The organism is Gardnerella sp. 2492, from assembly GCF_050320365.1.
Classification (GTDB): domain Bacteria; phylum Actinomycetota; class Actinomycetes; order Actinomycetales; family Bifidobacteriaceae; genus Bifidobacterium.
Map to the genome: position 1 here is coordinate 253,286 of NZ_CP186952.1, position 15,291 is coordinate 268,576.

The window sequence follows — 15,291 nt, forward strand, 5'->3', positions numbered from 1 at the left end:
AATTGCTGCATGCCATATTGCATAAAGCAATTATTATTTGGCAAGATGCTGAAATATTTGCGCAATTTGCGTCTTAAACTTTCGCATAAAGTAAATATTCCACGTTTCCGTGAGTGCCTTCAATAGGTGATTCTTGAGTTGCTATCACCTCTAAACCGTTGTTTTTAGCACAATTTTTCACAGTTTCAAGAGCATTAATTCTAAGCTTTGCGTCTGTAACAATACCGCCTTTTCCAAGATTTCCTTTGCCCACTTCAAACTGTGGCTTAACCAGTAGCACAACATCCGCATTTTTCTCAGCTATGCGCGCGATTACTGGAATAACAAGAGTAAGAGAAATAAATGATACGTCGGATACTATAAGATTCGGCTTATACGGCAAATCTTTTTCGTAAACGTCTCTAATATTTACTCCGCTCATTTCAATTACGTGAGGATTATTTGCTATTTTTGTGTTTAGCTGGCCGTGACCTACGTCTAGTGCTATTACTGACTCAACTCCTCTTTGCAAAAGAACGTCACAAAAACCGCCTGTTGAAGCTCCAATATCAAGTGCTTTAGTTGATTCGCAAGTATTTAAGCCGAATTTTGAAAACTTTTCGAAAGCACCTTCTAATTTTAGTGCTCCTCTTGAAACGTAACGAAGTAAATTTTCTGTATTTTCAGACTTTTTAATGCTTATACTATCTGTATTTTTTACAAGAAATGATGGTTTTGTAATACTTTTATTATTTACGTTTACGACTCCTGCGCGAATAAGATGTTGAGCAGTATTTCTAGTCTCAGCCAAACTACGTGTTACTAAAGCACAGTCCAATCTTTGGTTCGTAGAATCATTTGACAAAGTCGCTGCATAATCGTTCAAAGTCATAGTAAAAACCTAGTTTTTATTTGAAACTTAATTATTAGAGCGAAAACTCAGGCAGATTATATTTTTCTACCGGCTTTCCTTCATCTTGCAGCTTCCACACTAAAGCGCATGCAGCTCTTAAAGAGTTGCAATCAGTTAAACTATTTACTTTAATAGTTGAATTATCAACAAGCTCTGCTTTTGCATTTGCACATACTGAAATATTTTCTCCAATAAAATGTGCTGCTTCGTGAGCTTCGTTAAGTCCTCTCAAATCTTTAGAAACAAAACTTGGTCGCAAATGTTTTGGAGCAAGCATTAACATTCTAGGATCCGTAACGCCTGTAAGCACAAGCAAGGATTCGTATCCTCCTCTTGTTCCAGCTTCAATATCAGTATCTAAACGGTCTCCTACTGCTAACGAACGTTCAATACTAATTACAGGATTTCCAAACTCGTCTTTTTCTGTACATTCTGCATATTCAGCATCATCTTGTTTAGCATTAGAAGCAACCAAAAATCTCGCTTCATCATACATTGCGGATTCTGGTTTTCCTGCTGAAGCAACTGGTTTTACTCCTGTAGCGTTTATAACAGCTTGAATCATTGAGCCACACCCTGGCGCTATACCAAGTTCGCGTGGAATTGTTAAATCTGTGTTTGTTACGAAATACTTTGCTCCGTGTTCTACAGCAAACGAAACTTCCGCCATTTCCTGCCAACTCATCTGCGGATACCAGCCTTGTATTACAGCCTTAGGGTTATCTTTGCAAGAGTTTACTGGTTGAAGTCCAGCTCGTTTAACTTCTTCGCGCAAATGTTCAGCTCCGAGTACAAGAATTTTTGATCCGCTTTCAACGTGACGCGCAACCATTCTTGCGGCTACAACAGCTGATGTGATAATTTGCCACGGTTCTACTTTCAGCCCGAAGCTTTCTAACTGTTTTGCTACGACTGACTGGAATCGTGATGAATTGTTGGTTGTGTATTCGATTTTCATGCCACTATTTTCAGCAAGTTCAATTGATTCAGCAGCATACTCAACTGCATTTCCGCCTCTATAAACTACGCCGTCTAAGTCTAAAAGTGCAAGGCTAAAAGATTTAGAAAGAGGTAGTGTGCTGCAGGAAAAATTGGTTCTTGCTTCAAACTGCATTTTAATCACCGTATTTTAGAATTTGAGAGTTTAAAATTTTATAAGTTTTTCTTGCGTTTTTACTTACACAATAAGTAACAAGTGCCCGGCTTACTATAAAGCAGCCGGGCGCATGTAAAAAGTATTGAATACTTAATTTTCTTTAGGCTTGACAGTATTCATTTCGATTGTGTCAGTGTTATCAGCATCATCATTTTCTGATTCTTCTGATTCTTCTGATTCTTCTGATTCTTCTGATTCTTCATCAGTCTCATCTGATGATTTTTCTTCAGAATCTTCCTCAGGAGCAAATCGTGCATCATCTTCACTAACACCGATTTCATCCATTATCGCATCATTTAAATGCTCTAAATCGTAATCGATAACAATATCTTCAGGATTAATATCGTCATCATCCGCATCAGCATACTGTTGCTCAAGCTTGTCTAACAAAGATTCCAAATTAATAGCTTCATCATTGCGACCAGCTTCTTCAAGGAAATACTGTTCCGCTTGAACTGCACGCATACGATACTCACCAGGCAATCCCTTAGAGCGACCCATTGCGTGAACTAAATCAATAGCTTTATCAAAATGACCGGTATCTGCTAGAACTCCAGCATATACAAGGAACATTTCTGCTTTAACTTCACCCTTAAGATACTTCGCATCATCAGACATGCAAATCTCAAGAGCTTTGTTGAGGTTACCTAAACCGCGCTCACAGTCAGCAATGAACGGCAAATAATCAAGATAACCGTTCATTCGCATAGCTGTGCGGAACTCTTTCGAAGCTAACTTGTAATCGCCTTGACGGTAAGAAATAAAAGCTAAAGTTTCACGCGCAAAATCAATACGAGAAGCTTGCTTAGCAGCCCACTTTGCATGATCTAAAGCAAGCTCAGGATTTTCTTCTTCTAAAGCAAACGCTGCAAGAATATGAAGACCAATATTTTCTGCATGCTCTTTAGAAAGTCCGCGTAAACGTTCACGATCTTCCTTGGAAAGCATTGCCCATTCTAGGCCTTTAGGCATTTTAGGCTCGCCTGGGCGACGTGCAGTGTAAGGATTTTGCGATGGATAAGACATCGTGCCGTCGGAATTGCGGCGAGGACCGTTTTCAAAATTGAAGTTAGATTTTGCATTACTGCGGCGACTATCTTCACGACGATCACGACGATCGCGACGTTCATCTTCACGAAATTCTCGCTTATCTCCATTTCGGAAATCTTTACGAGAGTCCTTACGGAAGTCATTACGAGAGTCTTTATGAGAATCTTTACGGAAGTCTTTACGGAAATCGCCGTTTCTGTTATTACCTTGACGTTCGAAACGACGCTCACCATCAAACTTCTTGTAACGTGGATTTCCGCCTTCTTCACTACCTTCAAAATCTCTTGGACGACGATAATCCTTGCGATCCTCATAGCGATTATCTTTACGATCGAAACGACGATTTCGATCAAATCGACGCTCGCCATCTTTACGTTCGAAGCGGCGCTCACCATCGCGATTGTCAGAACGGAATCCATCTTTGTGGAAACCTTGTTTCTTAAAACCGTCCTTCTTGAAACCATCACGACGATTATCTCTACGATCGTCACTCCTATTGAAACGACGATCACCATCGCGTTTTACGCCAGAATGGAAACCTTCACCATGATCATCATCATGACGGTGGAAACCACCTTTCTTAAAACCACCCTTGTGGAAACCGTCTTTATGGAACGAACCACGTCTATCTCCGCTTTTACCACCATTACGATGACCAAAACCGCCACGTTCACCAAAAGACCTTTTACCACTCCGCGAGTGTTCGCGTTCTTCGCCCATTCTGGCATACCTCTCATCCATATGCGATTCATATTAAAACCGCATTTTTACTATATTCGTAAAATTAATAGCGTCTAATAAATCATCAAAAATGATTACAAGACACTTATAGAACAAACTAAATTAAAACTATGCGCGTTCTACAGCACCAATAGCTTTCTTACCACGACGAAGCAAAGCAAAACGATTATGCAAGAAATAATCATCAGCAAGAGCTTCATCAACACTTTCAACACGCTCATTATTTATATACAAGCCACCAGCCTCAACAGCTCGACGAGCTTCGGAAATAGTGCGGAACAATCCTGCAGAAACTGCAGCTTCAACCACACGATCTCCTACATTGGCCTTAGCAAAATCTAAGCTACCATCTTCAGACTTAATCTTTACACCATCTAAAGCAGCCTCAAGAGTTTTTTCGTCAATGTTATGAATATCACCACGACCAAACAGAGCAGAAGAAGCTTCAATAGCCTGATTAGTTAAATCCTCACCGTGAACGAAACTTGTAACTTCCCAAGCGAGAACACGCTGAGCTTCACGGCTTCCAGGATCTTCCTGAATCTGCTGAGCTAAGCGCTCAATTTCATCTTTTGGTAAGAACGTGAACACTTTAAGTAATTTAACAACCTCATCGTCTGGCTGATTAAACCAGAACTGGTAGAAGCGATAAGGGCTAAGCATAGAAGGATCAAGCCACATGGCGTTGCCTTCAGACTTGCCAAACTTGCGACCTTGATTATCTGTAATAATCGGGCTAGTAAATACGTTTACTGAAGCTCCACGAACTTTACGAATCAAATCCATTCCGGAAGTGAGATTACCCCACTGATCAGATCCACCAAGCTGCAAAGTAACGTTGTAATTATCAAACAAGTACAAGAAGTCGTTTCCTTGCAAAACTTGATAACTAAACTCGGCGAAAGAAATACCTTCATCAGAATTTAATCTACGAGCCACAATATCTTTAGCAAGCATTGTGCCAACGCGGAAGTTTTTACCAACGTCGCGCAAGAAGTCAATAGCAGACATCTTAGAAACCCAGTCGTAATTGCTGACAAAACGAACAGGGTTTTCACCTTCAAGAGGCAAAATTCGGCCAATCTGCTTACGCAAACGTTCAGCCCACGCTGCCACAATATCCTTAGAATTAAGCGTACGCTCACCACTTTGACGAGGATCGCCAATCAAACCGGTAGCACCGCCAACCAAAGCAATAGGATGATGACCCGCAGCCTGCAAGTGGCGCATATTAATAAGCTGCACAAGATTACCAATATGCAATGAAGCAGCAGTAGGATCGTAGCCGCAATAATACGTTAATGGTTCTCCGTCAAGTGCTTGAGCAAGCTGCTTCTCGTCAGTAGATTGCGAAATCAATCCACGCCATTTCAGCTCTTCAAACAAGGAAGTAAAACCAGCTTCCTTGTAATTCCTGACCTGAGCCATTCGTATCTCCTTATTTTAAAAATTACCGATAAATATCGGGCGCTATGCGCGTCCGCAAGCCTTTCAATTTTTGCAGTACATGGAGACACTATTAACTTAAGTTGTCAAAATTGCTACACAATATTTGTAATCTTATAAAGATTATTTTGCACATGAATAATAAGCAGATCCGTCACTTACAGAAGTAGCAAATTTGTTATATTTAATTACTTCCGCTTCAGCCTCGTTTATTTGCTCAATTACACGAGGAAATGCTGTTCCTCCTCGCGCGCATCGTGCAGAAACAGATCCGTTACTTGAAAGCACTGTACGAAGGTTTGCAATCTTATCTTTACTAATAAAACCGTCTAAAATAGATGCAAAATCAGCATCGCTTAAATCTGCAAGATCTCCACCAATTTCTTCTGCTTTCTTTACGCACAATCCTGAAAGCGTATGAGCATTGCGGAATGGAACACCTTGCTTTACAAGCCATTCCGCAATATCTGTAGCAAGAGCGAAACCAGTAGCAGATTGTTCATAAAGTCTATTTAGATCAAATTTCATAGTGTCTACCATTCCAGCAAAAGCTGGAAGCAGCACTTCTAAAGTGTCAACTTGATCAAAAACAGCTTCCTTATCCTCTTGCAAATCTCTTGCATAAGCAGTTGGAAGACCTTTCAAAGTTGCCATTAATCCTGTTAAATCGCCAATTAATCTACCAGATTTACCTCTTGCGAGTTCAGCAATATCTGGATTTTTCTTTTGAGGCATAATCGAAGAGCCAGTTGAATACGCATCATCTAATCGCACAAAAGCAAATTCTTGAGTATTCCAAATAATAATTTCTTCACTCAAGCGCGAAATATCAACGCCAATCATTGCAGCAATAAACGAAAATTCAGCAACAATATCCCTACTTGAAGTAGCATCAATAGAATTTGCGCAAACTTTTGAAAAACCAAGCTCACTAGCTACAGTATTCGGATCAAGTCCAAGCGTATTTCCAGCAAGTGCTCCAGCTCCGTAAGGGCTTTCGTTTGCTCGCAGATCCCAATCAGTAAGCCTATTAATATCTCGAAGTATTGGCCAAACGTGTGCCATTAACTGATGAGCAAGCAAAATTGGTTGAGCATGTTGCATATGGGTTCGTCCAGGCATTACAGCATCTTTTGCGTCCTTTGCCTGTTTTATTAACGCTTCACAAACAGAAATCAGCAATTTCGCAATAATTCTAGCGTGTCTACGCAAGAACATGCGTATAAGTGCTGCAATCTGATCGTTTCGTGACCTTCCTGCACGAAGTTTTCCGCCTAAATTGTTACCAGCAATTTCAAGGAGTCCCCTCTCTAATGCTGTTGCTTCATCCTCATCTTCTTCAATTGGCACGAATTCTTTAGAATCGACACGTTTTTGCAGTTCATCTAATGCTTTAGATAAATCAACATACTCTTCTTTGCTAAGAAGACCTGCACGATGCAATGCGTGAGCGTGAGCTCTAGAACCTGCAATATCGTCATCAGCTAATCGCCAATCAAATTGAGTTGATTTACTTAACGCCGAAAGTGCTGCTGACGGTCCAGAATTAAAACGCCCACCCCATAAAGCAATTGGTTTTTTTGCGTTGGTATTTGCATCGTGCATAGTCATTCTTTCCTCTTTTTAATTGTTTTTTGAAACGCGCATATCTCGAGCTGCAGCAACTTTACTTGACAATCCGTAGATCTCAATAAAGCCATTAGAAGCTTTCTGATCAAAAGTATCTGAAGAATCATAAGTTGCTAAATTAAAATCGTACAAAGATTCGTCAGAACGCCTGCCGGTAACAACAGCTTTTCCTGCGTACAATGTCATGCGAATATCACCTGAAACATGCTCTTGTGTTTCATTAATAAACGCGTTAAGTGAACGCACTACTGGAGAGAACCATTGGCCGTCATATACGAATTCTGCCCACTTTTTATCAAGAGCACGCTTCAAACGATGCTGTTCGCGTTCCAAGCAGCAGTTTTCAAGCTCCTGATGTGCAGTAATCAAAGCTTGTGCACCCGGCACTTCGTATAACTCACGAGATTTGATTCCAACAAGTCGATCCTCAATAATATCAATTCGACCAATTCCTTGTGCTCCAGCCCTTGCGTTCATTTCTTCAATTGCTTGTAACGGAGTTACGTTGTGGCCATCTATAGCAACTGGTATTCCTTTTTCGAACGTAATAGTTACTTCATCAGGATCCTGAGCTTCTAGAGGATTTGCAGTGTATGAGTAGCATTCTTCAGTTGGAGCATTCCATGGGTCTTCCAAAAATCCTGTTTCTATTGCTCGTCCCCACACGTTTTGATCAATTGAATATGGACTTTTCTTAGTCTGCTCTATTGGCAGATTGTGCTCGTTAGCAAATGCTATTTCAACGTCTCTAGTCAAAGACAAATCTCGAATCGGGCTAATAGCTTTTAGATTTGGGTCTAAAGATTGAATTGCTACTTCGAAACGAACTTGATCGTTTCCTTTTCCTGTACATCCGTGAGCAATCGTGTCGGCATCAAATTTGTGAGCTGCGCTAACTAAATGGCGAGTAATTAATGGTCGAGATAGAGCAGATACAAGAGGATAAACATCTTCATACATTGCATTTGCTTTTAAAGCGAGCATGCAATAGTCGTTCGCAAACTCTTCTCTTGCATCAACAACATAAGACTCAACTGCTCCGCATGCTATAGCTCGCTTTTTAATAGCATCTAACGCTTCTCCACCTTGACCAACATTAAGAGAAACAGCTACAACGTCCTTACCGGTTTGCTCTTTCAAGTAAGAGATAGCAACAGATGTGTCCAAGCCGCCAGAGTACGCCAGAACAATACGCTTATTAGTATTCATTGCAGCCTCCCAGCCACGCATGTATAATTAAACAATACAGAGCATATTATACAACCTGGATAAAATCAATATAATTAAATATAAAAAATAAAAATCAATATTACAAAGCATTGAAAATACTAAGAAATAATATTTTGAAAAATAAAAACGGTAGATTTACGCAAGAAATAACGAAAATCTACCGTTGAATAAATATGTAAAATTTTATATTAAAATCTTCAAATTATCGCGAAACTACAGAAAGAAGCCAATCTGCTCTATTTTCTGCTTCCTCATTAGATACACAAACCATAATTACTGTATCGTCGCCAGCAACAGATCCTAAAATTCCCCTTAAAGGCTGGCGATCTATAACACTAGCAACATATTGCGCAGCTCCAGAAGGAGTATGAATAACTACAATATTATTTGCATGCCCAACTTCAGTAATAAGACCAGAAAGCACACGCGCTACTTGCTGATCGATACGCACTGTATCTACAGCAAAACGGTTTCCTGTACCATCACCTAAAACATACGCAATTCTTCCGTCAGTTAAACGGATTTTGACAGCATTTATTTCATCCAAATCTCGGCTCAAAGTAGCTTGAGTAACATCAAAACCATGCCGAGCCAATACCCTAGCTAACTGTGACTGAGAAGTAATAACTTCGTTCATAAGTGCTTGCTCAATAGCGTTTAATCGAGCAGCTTTAGTTACAGGACGCTGTTGTTTTGCAGTAAAGTTATCAGAATCCTCTTCACTGATGCTATTATCTCCATTCTTATTAGAATTCATCATAATTATTCAAAACCTTTCAATGTCATACCCCAATAACCTGAATATAAATATACGCATAAACATCTTGTGAATATACAATCCTCACATATTTTGCACAAACCGTCGTACGTTCAGTATTATACGGCGTGTTGCATAATAATAAGAACCCTACCGCGGGTATAAATATAAATATTCATACAAAACCCAATAAGTTACTATACAAAAAATAATAAATAAAAAATAATGCGACTGCTAGAATTCGCAAAAAGCGAAACATAACAGTCGCATAAATAGCTAAACAATCTGCATAAAACTAATTAAGAAAACTTAAAATAGTTTATACGCGTAACGTTGCGTTCAAATCAGCAGCAGCTTTCGTAATTGACTCTCTTACTGCATCCATTTCATCTCCAGAAAGAGTTCTGTCAGCAGCACGGAAAGTAACAGAGTAAGCAAGAGAACGCAAACCTTCATCAAGCTGATCGCCTTCATAAACGTCGAAAAGTTCGACAGATTCACAAAGATCGCCAGAAGCCTTCACAATAGCATCTCGTAAATCACGAGCAGCAAGAGTAGAAGGAGCAATAAACGCAAAATCTTGCTTTACTGGTGGGAAAGTTGAAATTGGTTTAGCTTGAACTGGTTTCAAATCAATAGACTTAAACATAGCAGTTAAATCAAGCTCAAAAGCTGCAGAATGTTGTGGCAAATCAAGAGCCTCATTCACTTGAGGATGCAACTCTCCAACAATACCAACATTCACATCTTCGCCATTATCAACCGGTACATAAACCATTGCAGTACGGCCAGGATGCCAAGATGAAGGAACGTCTTTAGAAGCAGGCTGACGAAGAACAAACTCAACGCCAATTCGCTTACCTAAACGGTTAACAGCTTCAACAGCATCGCTCCAATCAACATCACGATGAGTTCCAAGCCAACCAGACTCTTCAGCATGACCAGTTAGAAGAGCTGCAACATGAAGAGGCTGATCCGGAAGACCATCATCCAAAGCCTTAAGCTGCGCGTCAGACGGGCGTACAGACCCAGGCAAAGCTGGAATTGCAGGAGCATTAGGGTCAGCAAAATACACATGACCAAGCTCATAGAGGGAAACGTCAGTGAGACCGCGACGCAAGTTCCTACGAACTGTAGTTGCCAAAGTCATCAAAACAGATCTGCGAAGCCAAGGACGATCACCTGCAAGCGGATTTGCAATGCGAACGCTAATAGGATCTATAACTTTTACATCCTCGCGGAAATCTTTGATATCTTCTTCTCCGACAAACGGATAGCTTAAGGATTCAACCAAACCCATTTCAGCCAATTCGTAAGCAACTGCTCGTCTAGTAGACTGTTCTTTAGTTAAACCAGTACGACCAGTTACAGGAACGGCAGGAACTTTTACAGGAATCTCATCATAACCTACAAGTCGAGCAATTTCTTCAACTAAATCACATGGAGCATTCAAATCAGGCCTCCAAGTAGGAGGTGTAACCGAAAACTCGCCGTTGCCACCGCCAGCAACAGAGCAACCAATATCAGTCAAAATGTCACTGATGCGATTCAAATCAACATCCAAACCTGCAACACGCTTAACCTCATCAGCTTTGAAAACAATAACATCGCGAGGCAAAATGTTGTTCACATCTTTTGGATGTTCAGAAGGCTCACCTGAGCCAAAATCAGCGAGGAAATTAGCAGCCATTTGAGCTGCGGCAGGCTGAAGAGCTGTATCTACTCCACGCTCAAAACGACGAGAAGCTTCAGAAGGAATCTTATGACGACGAGCAGTACGAGCTATAGAAACCGGATCAAAATGAGCTGCTTCAATAAGAACATTCTTAGTTTCGCTAGTGACTTCGCCGTACATGCCTCCCATTACGCCAGCCAAACCAAGTATTCGAGAACCATGATTACCACTTGGAGAATCGCAAATAACTAAATCTTCTACGTTAAGTTCACGATCCTTACCATCTAAAGTAGTAAGATGCTCACCTGCACGCGCTCTACGCACTACAATAGGACCTTCAATCTTATCAAGATCGTATGCGTGAAGCGGCTGACCTAAATCAAGCATTACATAATTCGTAATATCAACTGCAAGAGAAATACCTCTCATACCAGCACGAACCAAACGGCGACGCATCCAATTAGTGGAGCACGCAGCAGGATTAAAATTACGAACTGCACGAGCGTAATAACGATCGCATCCTACAACACCATGAATTGGATTATCGTCTTCAATGCTTACATCAATATCGGAAGACTCACCTGCAGGAATACCAGTAACAACAGGAATCTGCTTATTAAGTATTGTTACAGGATCAGTAAAACGAGCACCGGTAGAATTGTGATATTCCCTAGCAACACCTCTATACGAGAAAGCGTAGCCACGATCTGGAGTAATGTTAATCTCCAAAATTGGTCTATCTAAGTGAAGCAAGCTTATAGCGTCATCACCAGGCTGCAATTCTTCATATTCTGCTTGAGAAAAACCATAATGTCTAAGAAGAATAATGCCATCATGACTATCTCCTAAACCTAGCTCACGCTCAGAAGCACACATTCCGTTAGAAATGTGACCATACGTTTTACGAGGTTCTATTTTAAAATCTCCAGGAAGAACAGCACCAGGAAGTGTTACAACAACTTTCTCACCAGCAGCCATGTTTGGAGCGCCACAAATAATGCCACGAGGAACCTTATTGCCTTTTTCGTCAACATCATTGTACTTTTCGCCAACATCAACATGGCACCAGTTGATTACTTTGCCATTCTTTTGCGGCTCAGGAGTAGCATCAACAACATATCCAACAACAATAGGACCTGCAACTTGTGAAGTGTGAATTTCTTCCTCTTCAAGACCAACTCGAACCAAATCCTTAGCAAGCTGATCGTAAGTTAAACCTTCTGGCACATTTACGTGATCTTTGAGCCAGTCAATATCTACCATTGGCATGAGCTATTCCCCCATTACAAACTGTTCACTGAAGCGCTTATCGCCTTCAACCAAATCATGCATATCATTAATATCGTGACGGAGCAGAAGAGTACGCTCAAGACCTACACCGAAAGCAAAGCCAGTGTAAACATCCGGATCAAGTCCAGCAGACTTAAGAACATTAGGGTTCACCATTCCACATCCGCCCCATTCGATCCAACCTGGGCCACCCTTTTTATCTGGGAACCACAGATCAAGCTCAGCACTAGGTTCAGTGAATGGGAAGTAACTTGGTCGCAAACGACTTTTTGCGTCAGGACCAAACATTGCAACAGCCAAACGGTCAAGAACACCCTTTAAATCAGCCATGCTTAAATGCTTATCAACAGCTAAAGCTTCGCACTGGTGGAAAACTGGGGTATGCGTTGCATCAAGCTCATCAGTACGGAATACTCGCCCAGGAGAAGCAATATAAAGAGGAACACCACGTTCAATTAACGCACGCACCTGATCTGAAGAAGTTTGTGTGCGAAGAACCATATTGGATCCAACAAAGCCAGCAGCATCTTTTGCCTGATTACCTTGAACATAGAAAGTATCTTGCATTTGACGAGCAGGATGATCTGGTCCAAAATTCAAAGCGTCAAAATCAAACCATTCAGTTTCAACTTCAGGACCTGCAGAAATCTGCCAACCCATAGAAACGAAGAAATCTTCGAAATCTTCAATAATACGAGCAATCGGATGGCGAGCACCCAAAGGCTTACGATTCACTGGAAGAGTCATATCTACCGTCTCGGCGGCAAGCATACGAGCTTCCTCAGCTTCTTTTACTCGTTGAGAGGCTTCAGCGAAAGCACGCCCAAAATCAGCGCGTAACTGTGAAAGAACCTTTCCAGCTTCCTTCTTCTTATCTGCCGGCAAGTCACCAATTGCCTTGCTTGCAAGGGTCATAACCGATTGCGCACCAGCATACTTAGTTTTAACTGCCTTTATATCATCCATGCTTTTGGCAGCTTTAACAGCAGTAATACCTTCTTTTACCGCCTTTGTTACCACATCAGCATCGAACGGTTTGTTGGTAGTCACAGCACCCTTCCTATCTGTGTTATGCGTTAGAAAACGCCTGTTTTCAATACTTCCCACCCCTACATTTTTCGCTTATGACTCGACATAGCTACGCACATTAACATTACCGCTGCGCTTGTAGCTAAATTCATTGATTCAGCTTTTCCATAGATTGGTATCATAGAAATTTCATCTACTCTATTTAAAATTTCTTTAGTTAATCCTCGAGCTTCATTGCCAAAAAGTATAGCAATCGACTTTTTATCTAAATCAGCTTGTGCTAAAAGATCAGGTAAGTAAATAGGTTTTTTTGATTCAGTACCGTACACATCTGCTGCAACGGTGTAAACTTTGCGCTTATTTGCAAACTCAAACCACTCATTTACGCTCATAGTAGAAACAGGAATATGGAATAGAGATCCTGCAGTAGATCTAATAAGCTTAGTATTCCACCTACTTACGCAATCGTCCAAGAATATTACTGCATCACACCCAGCTACATCCGCGACTCTAATAATTGCCCCAGCGTTACCCGGATCTCTTACCTGCCAGCATAAAGCGAAACGTGATTTTTTATTTTCAAAAATATTTTCGCTACTATTTTCGCTACTATTTTTTAATTTTTCTAAAGAAGCGTTCCACCTATTTTCCATAAAATCAGATTTCGCAACTGCAACTATGCCCTGAGAATCAGGACTAATTTTGCGCATTACTTCTGCACTAGCAGGATGAACGTAACACTGTTTTTCAAGCGAATCTTCAACAATTTTACGCAAAGTTTGAAGAGTATGATTTGCTAAACTTCCGTTACTCTCATAACTTTCCGAAACATACCCAACAGCGTCTTCTAGAACATATATATCAGTTATTGCATCACTTGCATATTTAACTGCTTCTCGAACGTTTTGTGGTCCTTCAATAAGAAAACGACTCGCATCTCGTGTATTTGATTTTTGTAATGCTAAAATTCTTTTCACTCTATCACTGTGAGGATTATTCATTGCATCTTTTATAGGCATACAACTCACTCTACTTTATATGTTGCTAAAACGTATAACTACAAGATTTACACACAGCTAAAATAAACACAATTTTGCATTCTACTCGTGGTGCTCAGAAGTACTAGGCGTTGTATATCCTTCTGGCTCCAATTGGAATGTGGTATGAGATATTGAAACCGGGAAATGTTCACGAAGACAATCTTGAAGCTGAGAAAGAATTGTAGCGCACTGCTCAATTGTTAAATCTTTTTCCACAACTACATGAGCCATAAAAATAGGCATTCCTGTAGAAACAGTACTTGCATGCAAATCATGAACAGCAATAACATGCTGCACGTTTTCTAAATGTTCACGAACTTTATTAAGATCAAGACCTTCAGGAGTCTGTTCCAAAAGTACTTTTATTGCTTTATGCAACAAGTTTAATGCTCTTGGAATCATCATAATGGCAATAATTCCACCAGCTACAGCATCAAACCCAGCCCAATTGGTACTTAGCATAACTATTGCAGAAATAACTACAGCCACAGATCCCAATGCGTCATTCATAACTTCAAGAAATGCCGCACGCATATTCATATTGTCTTGAGATTGGGAAATAAGAATTATAAGGGAACCAATATTAGCAGCTAAACCAAGAATGCCAAAGAATAGTAGCTGATTTACATCATGAATTTCGTCGTGAGAATTTCCAAAAAGACGCATCCCAGCTTCTACAAAAGCATAAATACCAACTATTAATAAAACTACAGCTCCAGCGGCAGCAGTAATAACTTCAAGTCGCGCCCACCCCCATGTGCGCTTACTATTAGGAGTTCTGCGCATCAAAACTGCGGTTACAGTGGATGCTATAAGAACTGAAATATCTGTAAGCATATGTCCTGCATCAATTAACAATGCGAGAGAATTTGTTAAGAAAGATCCAACAACTTCAGCAATAAATACTATGGAAGTAAGAGCTAAAGTCCAAGATAGCCTGTGCTGATGTGCATGACTGGCTTTTGATGCTGCTTCTTGGGATGCTGCGTTAGGGTTGTACGTAACGTAATTATTATGTTGATTTTCAGCATTTTGATTATGCACTTACTAGCCTCCATAAAATATTAGAACGATATTATTTCTCAATATCATTCGCATTTTTCCTTATAAGCAATAAACCCCAGCCAAAGCCGGGGTTTAAAATTGCTACACATCTCACATCTACAACTATGTAATCACACGCTATCAACATAATCCAAAATTTATAGGCAAGTGGGGTTATAGGCCAAAAAGTGTGTAAGAAATCATGCCTCATGCATTGCATTACAAGCGTTTTGCGGTAATCGAATCTGTCTAGAGACCCTCGCGCAGATGGCTCACTGCATTATGGTCTCTAGTTAACTGTTTAGAGACCCT

General features: G+C 40.5%; 11 protein-coding genes. All 11 read right to left on the minus strand.

Going from position 1 to position 15,291, the window contains the following annotated elements:
* Positions 1–73: 73 nt before the first annotated feature.
* Positions 74–871, minus strand: a complete 798-nt coding sequence (locus tag ACPFYS_RS00965; RefSeq protein ID WP_427877023.1) for a TlyA family RNA methyltransferase — start codon at positions 869–871, stop codon at positions 74–76.
* Positions 872–905: 34 nt separating this feature from the next.
* On the minus strand, positions 906–2,006 hold the full coding sequence (locus ACPFYS_RS00970) for an HAD-IIA family hydrolase (RefSeq protein ID WP_427877025.1): 1,101 nt from the start codon (positions 2,004–2,006) through the stop codon (positions 906–908).
* A gap of 132 nt (positions 2,007–2,138) precedes the next feature.
* Positions 2,139–3,818 (minus strand): hypothetical protein, encoded by a 1,680-nt coding sequence (locus ACPFYS_RS00975; protein ID WP_427877027.1) that lies wholly within the window; start codon positions 3,816–3,818, stop codon positions 2,139–2,141.
* Between the two features lie 129 nt (positions 3,819–3,947).
* Complete coding sequence (gene tyrS, locus ACPFYS_RS00980; RefSeq protein WP_427877029.1) at positions 3,948–5,267, minus strand: tyrosine--tRNA ligase; 1,320 nt, start codon at positions 5,265–5,267, stop codon at positions 3,948–3,950.
* Positions 5,268–5,408: 141 nt separating this feature from the next.
* Positions 5,409–6,896: an argininosuccinate lyase gene (argH, locus tag ACPFYS_RS00985; RefSeq protein ID WP_427877031.1), complete on the minus strand. Its 1,488-nt coding sequence runs from the start codon at positions 6,894–6,896 to the stop codon at positions 5,409–5,411.
* A 12-nt stretch (positions 6,897–6,908) separates the two neighbouring features.
* On the minus strand, positions 6,909–8,123 hold the full coding sequence (locus tag ACPFYS_RS00990) for an argininosuccinate synthase (RefSeq protein ID WP_427877033.1): 1,215 nt from the start codon (positions 8,121–8,123) through the stop codon (positions 6,909–6,911).
* Positions 8,124–8,346: 223 nt separating this feature from the next.
* Complete coding sequence (locus ACPFYS_RS00995) at positions 8,347–8,901, minus strand: arginine repressor (RefSeq protein ID WP_427877556.1); 555 nt, start codon at positions 8,899–8,901, stop codon at positions 8,347–8,349.
* 319 nt (positions 8,902–9,220) lie between these two features.
* A complete protein-coding gene (gene pheT, locus ACPFYS_RS01000; RefSeq protein WP_427877035.1) occupies positions 9,221–11,845 on the minus strand; it encodes a phenylalanine--tRNA ligase subunit beta in 2,625 nt (874 codons plus the stop codon).
* Between the two features lie 3 nt (positions 11,846–11,848).
* The gene (gene pheS, locus ACPFYS_RS01005) at positions 11,849–12,916 is read right to left on the minus strand and encodes a phenylalanine--tRNA ligase subunit alpha (protein WP_427877037.1); all 1,068 of its coding nucleotides are present in this window, start codon (positions 12,914–12,916) and stop codon (positions 11,849–11,851) included.
* Between the two features lie 59 nt (positions 12,917–12,975).
* On the minus strand, positions 12,976–13,914 hold the full coding sequence (locus tag ACPFYS_RS01010) for a TrmH family RNA methyltransferase (protein WP_427877039.1): 939 nt from the start codon (positions 13,912–13,914) through the stop codon (positions 12,976–12,978).
* A gap of 81 nt (positions 13,915–13,995) precedes the next feature.
* The gene (locus ACPFYS_RS01015; protein ID WP_427877041.1) at positions 13,996–14,979 is read right to left on the minus strand and encodes a cation diffusion facilitator family transporter; all 984 of its coding nucleotides are present in this window, start codon (positions 14,977–14,979) and stop codon (positions 13,996–13,998) included.
* Between the last annotated feature and the right edge of the window lie 312 nt (positions 14,980–15,291).